The organism is Streptomyces sp. NPDC021115 (assembly GCF_044333065.1).
Lineage (GTDB): Bacteria > Actinomycetota > Actinomycetes > Streptomycetales > Streptomycetaceae > Streptomyces.
Map to the genome: position 1 here is coordinate 155,385 of NZ_JBIRQF010000002.1, position 15,990 is coordinate 171,374.

Here is a 15,990-nt window from a genome sequence, read left to right on the forward strand (position 1 = left end):
GTGTGGGGTCGGCGTGCGCAGCCGGTCAGGGGCGGGACGGGGGGCGGGTCCAGTGGCGGTGGGCGGACAGGGCTTCGGTGAACGCCCGGGTGAACTCCTCGCTCGCCGCGCCCGTCGTCGTATCGGTGACCACGCCCCGGTCGGAGCAGACCTGGTGGTGGCCCGCCGAGAGGTGGATGCCGTCGGGGGCGAGGGCGGTGAGGAGGCCGACGCCGGAGCCGAGGGCGCCGATCGGCTTGCCGTGCCGGTAGGCGTCGCGGACGAAGCGCATGGCGGCCTCGTCGGCGCACAGGTCGGGGGTGCCGGGCGGGCCGCCGGGCAGCAGGACGGCGTCGTACAGGACGGACGCGACGGTCGGCAGGGCGCGGTCGACCGCGTAGCCGTTGCCGTCGCTGCCGCGCACCTTGCCGTCGTGGGCGGCGAGCGCCTCGACGACGGCGCCCTCGGCGGTCAGGGCCCGCTGGGCCTGGGTGAGCTGTTCGGCGTCCACGCCGTCCGTGACCAGCGCCGCGACGGTGCGGGTGCGGATGGAGTGGTCGCCGTGCAGGTTGTCCAGGCTGAGGGCGGGGGACGCGACGGGCTTGTGGTTGTCGGGGCCCGGGGCGGGGTTGGCGATGCCGATGCCCTCGGCGACGGCGGTGGCCAGCCCGTAGTCGACGTGGGCCAGCTCCTCGACCGTACGCTCCCGCACCCGCACCGAGCCGACCTTGCCCAGCTCGAAGCGGAAGGCGGCGACGATGTGCTCGCGCTCCCAGTCGCTCATGCTGTTCCAGAACATGGCGGGCTGGCTGTAGAAGTCCTTGAAGCTGGGGCTGCGCTTGCGGATCTTGTCGCCGTCGACGCGTTCCGCGTAGTGGGTGTAGGCGTAGCCGTCCGCTCCGGCGAGGGCGGGGCAGCCGCCGCCGAGGGAGTTGGGGGAGTAGTTGGTGCCGGTGTGGATCGTGGACTGGTGGTAGCCGTCGCGGTGGTTGGTGCGGACGGGGGCGACGGGCTGGTTGACCGGGATGTGGGCGAAGTTGGGGCCGCCGAGCCGGATCAGCTGGGTGTCCAGGTAGGAGAAGTTGCGGGCCTGGAGCAGCGGGTCGTTGGTGAAGTCGATGCCGGGGACGACGTTGGCGGTGTGGAAGGCGACCTGTTCGGTCTCGGCGAAGTAGTTGTGCGGGTTGCGGTCCAGGACCATGCGGCCGATGGGCCGCACCGGCACCTGCTCCTCCGGGATGAGCTTCGTGGCGTCGAGCAGGTCGAAGTCGAAGTTGAACTCGTCCTCCTCCGGGACCAGTTGGACGCCCAGCTCCCACTCCGGGTACTCGCCCGCCTCGATGGCGTCCCACAGGTCGCGCCGGTTGAAGTCGGGGTCCCGGCCCTGGCACTCCTGGGCCTCGTCCCACACCAGGGAGTGGACGCCGAGCTTGGGCTTCCAGTGGAACTTCACGAACGTGCCCTTGCCGCGCGCGTCGACGAAGCGGAAGGTGTGCACGCCGAAGCCCTGCATCATCCGGTAGCTGCGCGGGATGGCCCGGTCCGACATCAGCCACATGATGGTGTGCAGGGTCTCGGGCTGGAGGGAGACGAAGTCCCACAGGGTGTCGTGCGCGGAGGCGCCGGTGGGGATGTCGTTGTGCGGCTCCGGCTTCACCGCGTGCACGAAGTCGGGGAACTTGATGCCGTCCTGGATGAAGAAGACCGGCATGTTGTTGCCGACCAGGTCGTAGTTCCCCTCCGAGGTGTAGAACTTCGTGGCGAAGCCGCGGACGTCGCGCACGGTGTCGGCCGAGCCGCGCGGCCCCTGCACGGTGGAGAACCGTACGAAGACGGGGGTGCGGACCGAGGGGTCCTGGAGGAAGGCGGCCTTGGTGAACTCCGCGCAGGACTCGTACGGTTCGAAGTACCCGTACGCGCCCGCGCCGCGCGCGTGCACCACCCGCTCCGGGATCCGCTCATGGTCGAAGTGGGTGAGCTTCTCGCGGAAGTGGAAGTCCTCCATCAGCGTGGGGCCGCGCTCGCTCGCCGAGAGCGAGTCGTCGGTGTGGTCGACCGCCACCCCCTGGTCGGTGGTCAGCGGCCCCTCGACGGGGTCGGCGGCAAGATGCGCCTCGCGCTGCCGCTCCTTGCGGTCCGGCTGGTCAGTCATCGCGCCGCTCCCTTCGCGAACTCCTCCAGGAACGCCTCGTTGAACGCCTTGAGGTCGTCCGGCTTACGGCTGGTGATCAGGGCATTGGGCCCGCCGTCGCAGATCTTGACCTGCTCGTCCACCCAGACACCGCCCGCGTTGGTGATGTCGGTGCGCAGGCTGGGCCACGAGGTGAGGGTGCGGCCGCGGACGACGTCGGCCTCGACCAGCGTCCAGGGCGCGTGGCAGATGGCGGCGACCGGCTTGCCCGCGTCGAAGAAGCCCTTGATGAAGGCGACGGCCCGCTTGTCCAGGCGCAGGAAGTCGGGGTTGGCGACCCCGCCGGGCAGCACCAGGCCGTCGTACTCCTCGACGGCCGCGTCCTTCACCGTCTGGTCGACCTCGAAGGTGTCCGCCTTGTCGAGGTGGTGGAACGCCTGGATGCGGCCGGATGTGGTGGACACCAGTCGGGGCGTGCCGCCGGCGTCGCGGACCGCCTGCCAGGGATCGGTGAGTTCGATCTGCTCAACGCCTTCGGGGGCGACGAGGAAGGCGACCATCATGTGCGTTCACGTCCTCTCTGATGTCATGCGTGTTCTCCGGACGTCGTCCGCCTGGTGGGTAGCCAGCAGGGCGGCGTCGAAACCGTTCACAGCACCCGGTAAGGCGTCGCCGTCTCATGGCGGAAAGACATCCCGTGCCCCGGCGCGCCGCTCGCACCGGGCCGCACCGAGCCGCCGGTGGGGTCGAGGGCGCCGGTGAAGAGGGTGGACTCGATGCGCGCGTGGTCGTGGAACCATTCGAGGTGGCGCAGATTCGGTACGCACGCGGCCACGGCCGCGTGGGCGCGCGGGGGGCAGTGCGCGGAGATCTCCAGACCCATGGCCTCGGCGAGCGCTGCGGCGCGGAGCCAGACGGTGAGCCCGCCGCAGCGGGTGACGTCGGCCTGGAGGCAGTCCACGACGGGGGCCAGGCGCGCGAAGTACGGCAGCGTGTAGCCGTACTCGCCCGCCGTGACATCGCAGACCACCAGGTCGCGCACGACCCGCAGGCCGTCCAGGTCGTCGGAGGAGACCGGCTCCTCGAACCAGCCGACCCCTTGTTCGGCGAGGGCGTGGCCCATGCGCACCGCCTGCTTGCGGTTGTAGGCGCCGCCCGCGTCGACATACAGCTCGGCGTGCGGGCCGATCGCGTCGCGCGCGTGGCGCACCCGGGCCAGGTCGCGACCGAGGGCCCGGCCCCCATGCCTCGCCGATCTTGATCTTGACGCGTTCGATGCCCTGGCCGTGCACCCAGCCGGTCAGCTGGGTGGCCAGGCCCTGGCCCCCGAGCCCCGGGCGGGGCGCGGGCGGCGCGGGTGTCGTGGTACGTGTTGAACCCTCCCCCAGATGAAGGGGGATTCCTGGCTCACGTTGCCTGCCGGTCCGGCGGACCAGCGGGTTTTGCACGATCAACACCAGCCGGGACGGAACCTGCCCGGGTTGGTACGGCAAAGCTTGGAGGTGCTCGTGCCAGCTTGGTTCTCGCTCAGCACGTCGTACGTGCTTGGTTCTCGCAACGCACAACCGGCAGTTTGCCCGACAACGCGAGCGCGCTGCCGTGACGTCCAGCCGCTCGATCTTCACGACGTATCCGGGCTCATGTGGCGTCGCCGTCGGCCTTCTTGCCCTGGCCGTGGTTCTTGTGCGAGCGGTGCGGCAGGAACTCCTGCACCTTCGCCTTCAGCCCCTGGCGCACCATGCCGGTGCGGTCCGGGTCGCCCTTGACCATCGATTCGAGCGTGGCCTCCATCTGCTCCCAGGTCGCGTGCGGCGGGATCGGCGGCACGGCCGGGTCGGTCAGGAACTCGACGCACACCGGGCCGTCCGCGCTCAGCGCCTCGCGCCACGCGTGCTCGACGTCGCCCGGCTTCTCCACCCGGATGCCCTTCAGACCGAGCGATTCGGCGAACCGCGCGTAGGACACGTCGGGGAGCTCCTGCGAGGGCAGGAACTGCGGCGCGCCGCCCATCGCCCGCATCTCCCAGGTCACCTGGTTGAGGTCCTGGTTGTTCCAGACGGCGATGACCAGCCGCGGATCGTCCCACGCGTGGCGGTACTTGGCCGCGGTGATCAGCTCCGCCAGGCCGTTCATCTGCATCGCGCCGTCCCCGACGAGCGCCACCACGGGCCGCTCCGGATGCGCGAACTTGGCGCCGATCGCGTACGGCACGCCGCTGCCCATGGTGGCCAGGGTGCCGGACAGGGAGCCGCGCATCCGGCCGCGCATCCGCACATGGCGGGCGTACCAGTTGGCGACGGAGCCGGAGTCGCAGGTGAGGATCGCGTCGTCGGGGAGCAGCGGGTTGAGGCAGTGGGCCACGTACTCGGGGTTGATGGGGTCGGCGGACACCTCGGCCCGCTGCTCCATCACCTCGTCCCAGCGCCGTACGCCCGCCATGATCTCGTCCTGCCAGTCGCGGGACTCCTTGCGGCGCAGCATCGGCAGCAGCCGCAGCAGCGTCTCGCGCGCGTCCCCCACCAGGTTCACCTCGTACGGGTAGCGCATCCCGATCATGTGCGGATCGAGGTCGACCTGCACCCCGCGGACCTTGCCGAACTCCGGCAGGAACTGGGTGTACGGGAAGCTGGAGCCGATCGTCAGCAGGGTGTCGCAGTCGCGCATCAGCTCGTACGAGGGGCGGGTGCCCAGCAGCCCGATGGGCCCGGTGACGTACGGCAGGTCGTCGCTCAGCACGTCAAGACCGAGGAGCGCCTTGGCGATGCCCGCGCCGAGCGTGTCGGCCACCTGCCGCACCTCGGCGCGCGCCCCGGCGGCGCCCTGGCCGACCAGGATCGCGACCCGCTCGCCCGCGTTCAGTACCTCGGCGGCGCGCTCCAGTGCGCTGCTGGAGGGCACCGCGGACCAGCCGCTGCGGTCCAGACTGGAGGGCACCATCTTGAACTCGTGGGTGGGCGGGGTGTAGTCCAGCTCCTGCACGTCCGCCGGGATGATCACGGCGGTGGGGGCGCGCCGGGCGTAGGCGGTGCGGATGGCCCGGTCCAGCACGTTCGGCAGCTGCTCGGGGACGGTCACGGTCTCCAGGAAGTCGGAGGCGACGTCCTTGTAGAGGCTGTGCAGGTCGACTTCCTGCTGGTACGAGCCGCCCATCGCGCTGCGGTGGGTCTGGCCGACAAGCGCGACCACCGGGACGTGGTCCAGCTTGGCGTCGTACAGCCCGTTCAGCAGGTGGATGGCGCCCGGTCCCGAGGTCGCCGCGCAGACGCCGAGGCGCCCGCTGAACTTGGCGTAGCCGACGGCCTCGAACGCGGCCATCTCCTCGTGCCGGGCCTGGATGAACCGGGGTTCGTTCTCCGCCCGCCCCCAGGCGGCGAGCAAGCCGTTGATGCCGTCGCCCGGGTAGCCGTAGACATGCTCGACGCCCCACTCGCGCAGCCGGGCGAGGACGTAGTCGGCGACTTTCATGGTCATGTCGGTCACTCACTCCTGTGGGGTGCTCGGAATCGCTGACGGACGAACCGCTGACGGACGGACGCGCTCAACCGGCCAGCTGCGGCAGCACCTTGGTGCGGTAGAAGTCGAAGAAGCCGCGCTGATCGGGGCCGATCTGGTTGACGTAGACGGTGTCGAACCCGGCCTCGGCGTAGGCGGACAGCGCGCCGATATGGGCGTCGACGTCGTCGCCGCAGGTCACCTTGTCCGCCGTCCGCTCGGGCGGCAGGAGTTCGGCGGCCTGCTCGAAGTGGGCCGGGGTGGGCAGCGTCGTCAGCAGCTGGCCGGGCAGCGTCTCGACCGCCCACAGCCGGTGTGCGGTGCGCAGCGCCTCGTCGGCGTCCGGGCCCCAGCACACCTTCAGGCCGCCGCGTACGGGCTTGTGGTTGCCGCTCGCGCCGCTGCCGCGCCGGAACCGCTCCACCAGCTCCGCGTCGGGGGACATCGTGATGAAGCCGTCGCCGACCCGTCCGGCCAGCGCGCAGGCGGCCTCCCCCGACGCGGCGATGTCGATGGGCACGGGCTCGTCGGGGACCGTGAACAGCCGGGCGTTCTCCACCGTGTAGTGCTTGCCGTGGTGGTTGACCCGGCGCCCCTCGAACAGCTGGCGCATCACCATCACGGCCTCCTCCAGCATCTCCAGCCGGAGCGGGGCGGGGGGCCAGCGGTCGCCCAGTATGTGTTCGTTCAGGGCCTCACCGCTGCCCACGCCCAGCCGGAAGCGGCCCTCCAGCAGGACGGCGCTGGTGGCCGCCGCGTGGGCGACGACGGCGGGGTGCATGCGGAACGTCGGGCAGGTCACGGCGGTCTGCACGGGCAGCGAGGTGGCCTGGGCCAGGGCGCCGATCACGGACCAGACGAACGAACTCTGGCCCTGTGCCGTGTTCCAGGGGTGGTAGTGGTCGGAGATCCACAGCGAGGTGAATCCCGCCTGTTCCGCCATCCGTGCCTGCTCGACCAGCTCGGCGGGGCCGTGTTCCTCGGCGGCCAGAAAGTAGCCGTACTCGGTCATCGGACCCTCCTCGAGCGCGAAGTGCGATGGCTCGGGTAACCGGCGCGCAGCGAAGAAAACACGGAAGGATCGTTGTTTGGCAGGGCCTCGTACGGGCACGCGCTCCCTAGTGCTTCGGACCGGAGGCACGCCACAGGAGCAGCCAGACTGCGACAGGCGTGTCCTGAGCGGTCGCACCATTTGTCCGGTTTGCTCCCACGGTGACTCACCATAGTCCAAGGGAGGCACGTCCGCATGACGGCCGTTCGAGCACACCCCCCGCACACCCACCCCCAGCAGGCACATCACCGGCAGCCCCGGCACCCGCACGACGACGCCCCCGACACCACCGCCGACTTCCACCGCATCGCCACCCTGCCGGACGGTCCGGCCAAGGAATCCCTGCGCCAGGACGTCGTCCGCGCCTGGATGCCGATGGCCGAACGGCTGGCCGGGCAGTTCCGCAACCGCGGCGAGTCCGCCGAGGACCTTCGCCAGGTCGCCATGCTCGGCCTGGTCAAGGCCGTCAACCGCTACGACCCGGAGCGCGGCACCGCCTTCGAGAGCTACGCCGTGCCGACCGTGGTCGGCGAGGTCAAGCGCCACTTCCGGGACCATCTGTGGGGCCTCCACGTCCCGCGCCGGGTCCAGGAGCTGCGCAACCGGGTCCGTACGGCGGTCCAGGAGCTGAGCCGCACCCCGGACGGCCGCACGCCCGCCGTCGCCGATGTCGCCGAGCACACCGGGCTGAGCGAGGAGGACGTCCGGGCGGGCATGGAGGCGCTGGAGAGCTACAGCACGCTCTCCCTGGACGCCGAACTGCGCGGTGCCGACGACGGGTACGCGCTCGTCGACACCCTCGGCGCACCGGAGCCCTCCTACGACCGCGTCGTCCAGCGCGAGGCGCTCAAGCCGCGCCTCGCCGCCCTGCCCGAACGCGAACGGCGCATCCTGTACCTGCGGTTCTTCTGCGATGAGACACAGGGCCGCATCGCCGACCGGATGGGCATCTCCCAGATGCATGTCTCCCGGCTGATCAGCCGAACCTGCGAGCGCCTGGGCCAGGAAGTCGACGCGGAAGCGGCGTAGCGCCGGTGCCTCAGGCCCCCCGGACCCGGGGGCGGCTGAGGGCCAGGGCGATGTGGCGGGAGACGCGGTCCGCCGCCCCCGCCTCCGCCATCTCGAAGGCGCTCCGCCCGCCCGTACGGAACAGGGTGAGCGCGCCGAGGACCGGGGCCGTGGGCGAGACCCGCAGCGGGATGCAGAGCAGCGAGGTGACCTCCTCCCGCACGAGCACGGGCGCGCCGGTGGCGTCCCGGCCGAAGGCGAATCCGTCGGGCGGGCTCACCCGCAGGGCCGACACCCCGTCGTCCAGCGCGTCGGCCACCAGCGGGCATCCGGCCGGGTCCTGCCCGGCCAGCGACGCCGTCCGCTCCCCGGCCGCCTCCGGCGGGCCGAGCGCCACCATCCGGCGCGGTGCGCCGATGCCGCCCCCGGTGCCGTCCCCGGCGTCGTCCCCGGCCAGGTCGGCGATCACCCAGTCGGCGAACCGCCCGTGCAGCAGCTCCGCCGCCCGCCCCAGCACCTCCTCGGGGCCGCCGCCCGCGAGGGTCACCCGTAACAGCGCGGTCGCCATGTCGTCGACGAGGTCCAGCAGTTCGGCGTTGCGCGTCACCTCGGCCAGGTCCGGCTGGGCGGCCCCCGCCGCGTCCAGCGCGTCCCGCCCGGCGGTTCCGCCGGCCCCGGCGCTCCTCGGCGCCGCGAGGGTGGCGGAGGAGGTGGCCACCGGGGTGCCGCGGTCCGGCTGGAAGGCGGCCAGCACCGCGGGCTGCGGTTCGCCCGGCGGCCGCAGCGCCGCCAGCGTCACCCGCAGGGCGCCGTCAGGACCCGGCTGCGGCAGGTGCACGGTCAGGCTCCGCCCGCCCTCGCCGCGCGCCACCGCCGCGACCTGCGACCGCAGCGCGGCCTGCCCGTCGCGGCGCAGCGACGACGTCAGCGGGCGGCCGGTGGCGTACCCGGCGCGGGTGTTGAACAGCTGGGTCGCGGCGAAGTTCATGCGACGGACGACGGACTCCCGGTCCAGCAGGACGACGGGAATCGGCAGGCGCTGGAACAGGGCGCGCAGCAGCTGCTGCTCCTGGGAGTCGCCCCGGCTCCCCGGGGGGACGCGGCTCGCCGCGGCCAGCTCCTCGTACCGCGGCCACAGCACGTCGACCGCGTGCTGGAGCTCGAAAAGAGCGGCGTCCAGCAAGGACCGCCGCTCCTGCGAGGGAAGCGCCCTCGCCGTTCGCAGTTCATCAACGCGTCTGCGGAAATCCGTGAGTTCCGCACCGAAATCCTGCGCCTGGGACATGCGCACACCGTAGCGGGACCGGCCGCGGAGCACCCGCCCGGTGTTGTTTTCCGCGCAAGGCAGCGGGAAGCCGACCGAAAGGGACCACTGCGACCTCTACCGAAAGAAAGGACCGGAGCCGGCGATGCCCGAACGCCCGTACAGCCGCTCGCAGTGCCAGCCCGACACCCCCTCGCTCGGCCGGGGGCTCGCGGAGCTGGCGGAACAGGCCGCCTCGTGCACCCCGGCCAGCTGCGGGGCGACCGCCACGGCGCTCCTTCCCCAGGACGCGTCCGCCGACGCGGAGGACGACCGGACGATCGCCGCCACCCACCCCGATCTGTCGGCGCTGGTGTCGGTGCAGATGATGTCGGGGGAGGGCCCGATCCTGGCCGCCCTGGACACCGGCCGTCCGGCGGGCGCCGACGATCTGCTGCACGATCTGCGCTGGCCGCGCTACCGGGCCCGGGCGCTGGACGCGGGGGTGCGGTCCAGTACGACGCTGCCGTTCGAATGCGACGGGCTGACGGTGACGATCTCCGTCTACGGCCTGCGGCCCGGGCCCCTGGAGAAGGCGGCCCAGGACGCCACCGAGCTGCTGGGCGACCTGACCACCGAGTCGCTGGCCCGGGACCGCCTCTACCGCGCCGCCCTCGTCCAGGTGGACCAGCTGGACGCGGCGCTGCGGTCGCGCCCGGTGGTGGACCAGGCGTGCGGGATCGTGATGTACGTGCTGGGCTGCGACGCCGACCGCGCCTTCGAGCTGCTGCGCCGCACCTCGCAGCGGACGAACCGCAAGCTGGTCAACGTGGCCGAGACGGTCGTACGGACCCGCGGCCGCGGCCTGGAGCGCCGCCTGATCGCCCTGGACCAGGACGACCCCTCCTGACAGCGCCCGCCGGCCGGGTGTCGCCGCACGCCGCCGCCACCGCGGATCTGCGAAGGTGGACAGCGTCGGCACACACACGAAGGGTGTGGACGCATGCAACGGCAGTGGACCGCACCGGCCCCGGCCGAGCGGGACGACGGCGGGCTGCCGGTCCTCCCGGAGCTGGCCGCGTGCTTCGCGGCGGCCGCGGACCGGATCGCCCCCGAGCCGGTCGGCGGCTCCGCCGAGCTGCGCGCGGCCGCCTGCGGCTACTGGTCGCGGCGCGGGCTGTGGACCGACCCCGCGCACGTCGTGGCCGCCCCCGGCGCCGAGCCGCTGCTGCTCGGGCTGCTCGCCTCGGCCCCCGGCGGCGACGTCCTGCTGCCCCGCCCCTGCGCCGCCTGGTACGAGCCGCTGGTGCGGCTGGTGGACCGGCGCGGCCACCACGCCCCGGTCCCGGCCGAGTGCGGCGGGCTGCCCGATCCGTTCGCGCTGCTGGAGACCGTCCGCCGGGTGCGGGCCGAGGGCGGGGTGCCGCGCATCCTGCTGCTGTCCGTGGCCGACGATCCGACCGGCACCGTGGCCCCGCCCGAGCTGCTGCACGAGGTGTGCGAGGCGGCGGTGGCCGAGGGGCTGCTGATCGTCAGCGACGAGACCTGGCGGGACACCGTGCACCATCCGCGCGGCACGGTGCTGCTGAGCCCCGCCGAGATGGCACCCGAGCACGTCGTCGTGCTCACCGACCTCGCGGGCGCCCTCACCCCGGTCGGCTGGCCCGCCGCGATGGCCAGGTTCCCGGCCACCGAGCGCGGCGCCGAGCTGCGCGCCCGGGTGCTGTCCACGCTCACCGCCGTACGGGGCGGGCTGTCCGCGCCCGTCTCGGTGGCCGCCGGGTACGCGCTCGCCGAGCCCGAGCCGGTCCGCGGCCGGATGGCCGCCGCCGCCCGGGCGCACGGGGCGGTGGCGGCCGCGGCGTACCGGGCGCTGACCGCCGTCGGCGCGCTGTGCCGCCCGCCGCAGGCCGGGCGCCAGCTGTACGCGGACCTCGACGAGCTGCGCGGGGTGCTGGCCGCCCGCTCCCTCACCGATTCGGTGGAGCTGGAGCGCGAGCTGGCCGCGCGGCTCGGCCCGGCGGTGGCCGGTGGCCACCGGTTCGGTGACCCGCCGCACACCCTGCGGGTCCGGCTGGCGACGCTGCCACTGCTGGGGGCGTCGGACGAGCTGCGGCTCGCCGCGCTGGCCGCCCCGGATCCGCTGGAACTTCCGCATGTGGCCGAGGAGTTGGGCGCCTTCGAGGCGGCCTTCCGCGACCTCGTCCGGGCGGAGGCGCCATGACCGGCCGAGCGTGGAGGGAGCGCACCCCATGACCGACCAGGCCGAACCCACCGAAGCGGGCGAGGGCCGCGGCACCTCCCGGTCGCCCCTCCCGCCGCGCTCGCCCCGCGCCCCGTGGCCGTCCCCGCCGCCGTCGTCCCCGTCTCCGTCCGTGGAGGCGTTGGCCCCGTCCGCCGAGGCCCCGCCGCTGCCCGCCCCGCGGCCGCTCGGCGAGGTCCGGGTCTGGCCGCGGTCGTTCATCGACCGGCTCACCTACCCGCTGCCCGGGGTGCGCGCGCTCGCCCGGCTGGCCCGCGAGGGGCGGCTGCGGCCGCCGGTGGAGACGCTGCGCCAGATCCCTGACCTGCCCTTCGCGCCCGGCCCGCTGCCGCCGACCGGCCCCGCGCAGACGGCGCTGACCTGGGCGGGGCACGCGAGTTGGGTGCTGCGGATCGGCGGGCTGACCGTGCTCACCGACCCGGTCTGGGCCCGCCGCATCCTCGGCACCCCGGCCCGGGTCACCCCGCCCGGGGTGCGCTGGGAGGATCTGCCGCCGGTCGACGCGGTGGTCATCAGCCACAACCACTACGACCACCTCGACGCCCCCACCCTCAAGCGGCTGCCCCGGGCCACGCCGCTGTTCGTCCCGGCCGGTCTCGCCGGATGGTTCCGGGCGCGCCGGTTCACCCGGGTGACCGAGCTGGACTGGTGGGAGGCGGCCGAACTGCCGGGCGAGGGCGGCCCGGTCCGCTTCGACTTCGTCCCCGCGCACCACTGGAGCAAGCGCACCCTGACCGACACCTGCCGCTCGCTGTGGGGCGGATGGGTCGTCACCGCGCCCGAAGGACAGCGGGTGTACTTCGCGGGTGACACCGGCTACGGCTACTGGTTCCGGGAGATCGGCCGCCGCTACCCGGGCATCGATCTGGCGCTGCTGCCGATCGGCGCGTACGACCCGCGCTGGATGCTCCACCCGGTGCACATCGACCCCGAGGAGGCCGTACGGGCGTATCTGGACCTCGGGGCTCGGGCGCTGGTCCCCATGCACTGGTCGACGTTCCTGCTCTCCGCCGAACCCCCGCTGGAGCCGCTGCACCGGGTCCGTGCCGCCTTCGAGGCGACGGGCCGTCCCCGCGAGGAGCTGTGGGACCTGCCGGTGGGCGGTTCGCGGGTGCTGGAGTAGCTGACGGGGCGTAGGCGGCAAGGAGGGGCATAAGTGGCGAGTGGGGAAAGTCGCTCATAACTTCCTGTTCATGCGCACACGAAAGCTTCGCTACCTGGCGGGCCTCACGGCCGCCCTCGCGATCGAACTCACCCAGCTGCCGGGCGCCCACGCCGCTCCGGCCCCCACCGTGCACACCGTCAAGCCCGGCCAGTCCATCCAGGCCGCGGTGAAGGCGGCCAGGCCGGGCGACACCATCCAGCTGCGGGCCGGTGTCTACCAGGAGAACGTGCAGATCACCAAGAGCGGGATCACCCTGCGCGGCGTGGGCCGGACGACGGTCCTCACCGCGCCCGCCAAGGCGTCGGCCAACGCCTGCGGCAAGGCCGGACACGGACTCTGCGTCACCGGTACGGCCCAACGCCCCGTCAGCAATGTCCGGATCCGCTCGCTGACCGTCACCGGCTTCCCCAAGAACGGCATCTGGGGCACCCGTACCGTCCGGATGGAGGTACGCGGCGTCCTCGCCGAGAAGAACGGGCAGCAGGGCATCGGGCAGCAGCTGTCCACCCGCGGGGTCTTCGTCCGCAACCTCTCCCGCAACAACAAGGAATCGGGCATCTTCCTCGCCAATACCGTCGACGAGGAGGGCGGCGCCACCGACACCAAGGGCACCCGGGTCGCCGATAACCGGCTGACCGGCAACCGCATCGGCGTCGTCGTACGCCGCCTGCGCAACCTGACCGTCGAGCAGAACATCGTCAGCGGCAACTGCGGCGGGGTGTTCGTCGTGGGCGACGAGTCCAAGCCCCGCGCCGGGGACCTGACGGTGGCGCACAACGCCGTCCAGGCCAACAACGCCTACTGCGCGCCCAACGCCCGGCTGCCGTTCATCCAGGGCGCGGGCATCGTGCTCACCGGCGCCGAGACCACCCGGGTGACCGGCAATCAGGTGCACGACAACGTCGGCACCTCGCCCATGTCCGGCGGGATCGTGCTGTTCAAGAGCGTCGTCGGCATCGCGAACAGCAAGAACGCCATCAGCCGCAATGTGCTGACCGGCAACAAGCCCGCCGATGTGGCCGACCGGGACAAGGGTCCCGGCAACACCTTCACCGGCAACGTCTGCACGCTGTCGGTGCCCGCCGGCCGGTGCTGAGGGGGACGCCATGACCACCACCGCCACCCCGCCCCCCGGTACGGCGCCGGAAGGCGCCGCCGCGTCCCAGGCGGCCGCCATGCAGCTGCGGGAGATCGCCTTCGGCGCCGCCCGGGCCGCCGCCGTACGCGCCGCCGCCCGGCTGCGCGTCGCCGACGCGCTGGGGGAGGAGCCCACCTCCGTCGGCGAACTCGCCGCCACCGTGGACGCCGAACCCGATCCGCTGTGCCGCCTGCTGCGTGCCCTGGCCTGCTGCGGGATCTTCGCCGAGACCGACGACGGCCGCTTCGTCCACACCGCCATGTCCCGGCTGCTGCGCGAGGACGCCCCGCGCAGCCTGCGGTACATCTCGCTGTGGTGCACCGAGCCGTGGACCTGGGAGGCCTGGCCGCGGCTCGACCGGGCGGTGCGCTCCGGCGACATCGTCTTCAACGAGCTGTACGGCAAGGACTTCTTCACCTATCTGCACGAGGACGCCCCCGAGTCGGCCGAGGTCTTCGACCGGGCGATGACCACCTCCAGCAGGCAGTCGGCGGCCGAGGTCGCGGCCTTCGTCGACCTCGACGGCGTCAAGGAGGTCGCCGACATCGGCGGCGGCCAGGGCCATGTGCTGGCCAGCCTCCTGGAGAAGCGCCCCGATCTGCGCGGCACCCTGCTGGACCTGCCGCAGGTGGTGGCGGGCGCCGACCCCCGGCTGCGGGACGGCGGCGCGCTGGCCGAGCGGGCCACGCTGGTGCCGGGCGACTGCCGCCGGGAGATCCCGGTGCAGGCCGATCTCTACATCATCAAGAACATCCTGGAGTGGAACGACGAGAACACCCGCCGCACGCTCGCCAACGTGGTCGCGGCCGCGCGGCCCGGCGCCCGGGTCCTCGTCATCGAGAACCTCATCGACAACAGCCGCTCCTCGTTCACCACCGCCATGGACCTGTTCCTGCTGCTCAACGTGGGCGGGCGCAAGCACACCACGGACAGCCTGGTGGCGCGGATGACCGAGGCCGGGCTGAACGTCACCGAGAGCCGTCCCGTCAACTCCTACCTGCACGCCATCGACAGCACGGTGCCCGGCTAGCCACCGGTGCGCGCGAAGGTGCCCGCGCCGTCCCTCTGAGAGGGGGGCGCGGGCACCTTGGTGTGTGGGTACCGGGTGCTGTGCTCAGGCCCAGCGGAACGAGCTGAGGTGGGCGAACACCACCACGTTCGCCGTGTAGTCCTTGGCGGTGTGGTCGTACGCGCCGCCACAGGTGATCACGCGCAGCTGGGCGTCGTCGGTGTCCCCGTACACCTCACGGTCGGGGAAGTCCTTCTTCTTGAAGGTCCGCACCTCGTCCACGACGAACGTGGCGAGGATGCCGTCGGCGCGGGTCACGGTGATCTTGCCGCCCGTCTTCAGGGTACTGAGCATGGAGAACACCGCGGGGCCGGTCTTGGTGTCCACGTGTCCGGCCACGATGGCGTTGCCGCGCTCACCGGGGGAGGGACCGGCCTTGTACCAGCCGACGAGGTTGTTGTTGGTGTCGGGCGGCGGGACCAGGGTTCCCTGGCGGTTGAGCGCCAGCGGGGTGAACGGGGCGCTCACGCCGATCGAGGGGATGTCCAGCTGGTTCGGGGTCGACGGCGGCAGCGCGGGCCCGGGCCGGGACGCGGGCTCGGCCGCCGGTGCCTGCGGGTCGGACTCCTCCTGCGGAACCTCCGCCGTCTCCGGCTGCGTATCCGCCTCGGCGGACGCGGTGACCGCGGGCGTGGCCGGTGCCACCGATGAGGAGGACTGGGAGGACGCGTCGACCGAGTTGTAGATCAGGAAGACACCGATGAGAGCCGACGCCGCGGCCCATCGGAGCGTGCGGGTGTTGCTGTCAGTACCGCCCTGCTTGCCCTGTTTGCCCATGCGGGTGTTCGCCTTTCTCACAGCGCCCGTCCGTGGCGCTGCCGTGGCACCTCCGCCGAAGCGAGCGGTGGTGCCACGGCAGCACGGGGTTTTTCAGAAGCGTCAGGCTCAGATCGCGGTGCCGGACGGCTTGCGGCGACGCAGGGCGTAGGCACCGGCGCCGAGCCCACCGAGGAGCAGAACCGAACCGGCGGCCATGCCGCTGCCCGTGGAGGCCATGCCGCCACCGCCGGTGTGGACGCCACCCTTCGGCTTCTCCTGGCCCTTCCAGGACCCGCCGTCCCAGTCGCCCTTCTTGCCCTCCCAGTCGCCCTTCTTGCCCGACCAGTCGTGCTCGCGGGGCTCCTCGTCCTTGCCCTTGGACGGGTCGCTGGACCAGTCGTGGTCGCGCTCGCCGCCCTCGTCCTTGCCCTTCATCTCTTCCTTGCCGTGCTCTTCTTCCTTGCCCTGCTCTTCCTTGCCGTGCTCTTCCTTCTGCTCCTTGTCCTTGTCCTTCCAGGAGCTGCCGCTCTGACCGTAGCCGTCCTCGGAGGACTCCTGGCTGCTCGAGTACCCGCCGTGACCGCCCGGGTCCGAGACGTCGGCAGCGAACGCGGCGGCAGGGGCGCCCAGGGTCAGGGTGGCGGCGATCGCCGCCCCGGCGAAGAGTGCGCGAGTAGATCGCATGAGTCATT

General features: G+C 72.5%; 13 protein-coding genes and 1 pseudogene. 6 read left to right on the forward strand and 8 right to left on the reverse strand.

What is annotated here, in order from left to right:
- Positions 1-25: 25 nt before the first annotated feature.
- The 5 genes and pseudogenes from ACH4TL_RS06360 to ACH4TL_RS06380 form a co-directional block, all read right to left on the reverse strand.
- Positions 26-2,131 (reverse strand): catalase, encoded by a 2,106-nt coding sequence (locus ACH4TL_RS06360; RefSeq protein ID WP_398311073.1) that lies wholly within the window; start codon positions 2,129-2,131, stop codon positions 26-28.
- Complete coding sequence (locus tag ACH4TL_RS06365; RefSeq protein ID WP_398311070.1) at positions 2,128-2,673, reverse strand: type 1 glutamine amidotransferase domain-containing protein; 546 nt, start codon at positions 2,671-2,673, stop codon at positions 2,128-2,130. Before ACH4TL_RS06365 ends, ACH4TL_RS06360 begins: the two co-directional genes overlap by 4 nt.
- An 86-nt stretch (positions 2,674-2,759) precedes the next feature.
- A pseudogene (locus ACH4TL_RS06370) lies at positions 2,760-3,508 on the reverse strand (enolase C-terminal domain-like protein); the annotation flags it as partial.
- A gap of 240 nt (positions 3,509-3,748) precedes the next feature.
- A complete protein-coding gene (locus ACH4TL_RS06375) occupies positions 3,749-5,581 on the reverse strand; it encodes a thiamine pyrophosphate-requiring protein (RefSeq protein WP_398311067.1) in 1,833 nt (610 codons plus the stop codon).
- A 67-nt stretch (positions 5,582-5,648) separates the two neighbouring features.
- A complete protein-coding gene (locus ACH4TL_RS06380) occupies positions 5,649-6,614 on the reverse strand; it encodes a TIGR03557 family F420-dependent LLM class oxidoreductase (protein ID WP_398311064.1) in 966 nt (321 codons plus the stop codon).
- A gap of 234 nt (positions 6,615-6,848) precedes the next feature.
- Here ACH4TL_RS06380 and ACH4TL_RS06385 point away from each other — a divergent pair, with 234 nt between their 5' ends.
- Entirely contained in the window at positions 6,849-7,682 is an 834-nt protein-coding gene (locus tag ACH4TL_RS06385) for a SigB/SigF/SigG family RNA polymerase sigma factor (protein ID WP_398311061.1), read from the forward strand.
- A gap of 10 nt (positions 7,683-7,692) precedes the next feature.
- Here the strand turns inward: ACH4TL_RS06385 and ACH4TL_RS06390 are convergent, their stop codons facing one another.
- Positions 7,693-8,946 carry a PAS domain-containing protein gene (locus ACH4TL_RS06390; protein WP_398311057.1) on the reverse strand — a complete coding sequence of 418 codons (1,254 nt, stop codon included), beginning with the start codon at positions 8,944-8,946 and terminating at the stop codon, positions 7,693-7,695.
- Positions 8,947-9,070: 124 nt separating this feature from the next.
- Between ACH4TL_RS06390 and ACH4TL_RS06395 the strand changes: the two genes are divergently transcribed.
- The 5 genes from ACH4TL_RS06395 to ACH4TL_RS06415 all read left to right on the forward strand — a co-directional run bounded on the left by ACH4TL_RS06395 (position 9,071) and on the right by ACH4TL_RS06415 (position 14,500).
- Positions 9,071-9,814 carry an ANTAR domain-containing protein gene (locus tag ACH4TL_RS06395; RefSeq protein ID WP_398311054.1) on the forward strand — a complete coding sequence of 248 codons (744 nt, stop codon included), beginning with the start codon at positions 9,071-9,073 and terminating at the stop codon, positions 9,812-9,814.
- Between the two features lie 93 nt (positions 9,815-9,907).
- On the forward strand, positions 9,908-11,128 hold the full coding sequence (locus ACH4TL_RS06400) for an aminotransferase class I/II-fold pyridoxal phosphate-dependent enzyme (protein WP_398311051.1): 1,221 nt from the start codon (positions 9,908-9,910) through the stop codon (positions 11,126-11,128).
- 28 nt (positions 11,129-11,156) lie between these two features.
- A complete protein-coding gene (locus ACH4TL_RS06405; protein ID WP_398311048.1) occupies positions 11,157-12,290 on the forward strand; it encodes an MBL fold metallo-hydrolase in 1,134 nt (377 codons plus the stop codon).
- A 70-nt stretch (positions 12,291-12,360) separates the two neighbouring features.
- Positions 12,361-13,428, forward strand: coding sequence for a nitrous oxide reductase family maturation protein NosD (locus ACH4TL_RS06410; RefSeq protein WP_398311045.1), 1,068 nt, complete (start codon positions 12,361-12,363; stop codon positions 13,426-13,428).
- A gap of 10 nt (positions 13,429-13,438) precedes the next feature.
- Positions 13,439-14,500, forward strand: coding sequence for a methyltransferase (locus ACH4TL_RS06415; RefSeq protein WP_398311042.1), 1,062 nt, complete (start codon positions 13,439-13,441; stop codon positions 14,498-14,500).
- 84 nt (positions 14,501-14,584) lie between these two features.
- Here ACH4TL_RS06415 and ACH4TL_RS06420 read toward each other — a convergent pair whose 3' ends face one another.
- Complete coding sequence (locus ACH4TL_RS06420; protein WP_398311622.1) at positions 14,585-15,316, reverse strand: class F sortase; 732 nt, start codon at positions 15,314-15,316, stop codon at positions 14,585-14,587.
- Positions 15,317-15,424: 108 nt separating this feature from the next.
- Positions 15,425-15,982 carry a hypothetical protein gene (locus ACH4TL_RS06425; RefSeq protein ID WP_398311039.1) on the reverse strand — a complete coding sequence of 186 codons (558 nt, stop codon included), beginning with the start codon at positions 15,980-15,982 and terminating at the stop codon, positions 15,425-15,427.
- Positions 15,983-15,990: the final 8 nt, after the last annotated feature.

Excerpts from the sequence above, each read along its gene's own strand:
- ACH4TL_RS06360 (WP_398311073.1), bottom strand. The coding sequence starts at position 2,131 with ATGACTGACCAGCCGGACCGCAAGGAGCGGCAGCGCGAGGCGCATCTT.
- ACH4TL_RS06365 (WP_398311070.1), bottom strand. The coding sequence starts at position 2,673 with ATGATGGTCGCCTTCCTCGTCGCCCCCGAAGGCGTTGAGCAGATCGAA.
- ACH4TL_RS06375 (WP_398311067.1), bottom strand. The coding sequence starts at position 5,581 with ATGACCATGAAAGTCGCCGACTACGTCCTCGCCCGGCTGCGCGAGTGG.
- ACH4TL_RS06380 (WP_398311064.1), bottom strand. The coding sequence starts at position 6,614 with ATGACCGAGTACGGCTACTTTCTGGCCGCCGAGGAACACGGCCCCGCC.
- ACH4TL_RS06385 (WP_398311061.1), top strand. The coding sequence starts at position 6,849 with ATGACGGCCGTTCGAGCACACCCCCCGCACACCCACCCCCAGCAGGCA.
- ACH4TL_RS06390 (WP_398311057.1), bottom strand. The coding sequence starts at position 8,946 with ATGTCCCAGGCGCAGGATTTCGGTGCGGAACTCACGGATTTCCGCAGA.
- ACH4TL_RS06395 (WP_398311054.1), top strand. The coding sequence starts at position 9,071 with ATGCCCGAACGCCCGTACAGCCGCTCGCAGTGCCAGCCCGACACCCCC.
- ACH4TL_RS06400 (WP_398311051.1), top strand. The coding sequence starts at position 9,908 with ATGCAACGGCAGTGGACCGCACCGGCCCCGGCCGAGCGGGACGACGGC.
- ACH4TL_RS06405 (WP_398311048.1), top strand. The coding sequence starts at position 11,157 with ATGACCGACCAGGCCGAACCCACCGAAGCGGGCGAGGGCCGCGGCACC.
- ACH4TL_RS06410 (WP_398311045.1), top strand. The coding sequence starts at position 12,361 with ATGCGCACACGAAAGCTTCGCTACCTGGCGGGCCTCACGGCCGCCCTC.
- ACH4TL_RS06415 (WP_398311042.1), top strand. The coding sequence starts at position 13,439 with ATGACCACCACCGCCACCCCGCCCCCCGGTACGGCGCCGGAAGGCGCC.
- ACH4TL_RS06420 (WP_398311622.1), bottom strand. The coding sequence starts at position 15,316 with ATGGGCAAACAGGGCAAGCAGGGCGGTACTGACAGCAACACCCGCACG.
- ACH4TL_RS06425 (WP_398311039.1), bottom strand. The coding sequence starts at position 15,982 with ATGCGATCTACTCGCGCACTCTTCGCCGGGGCGGCGATCGCCGCCACC.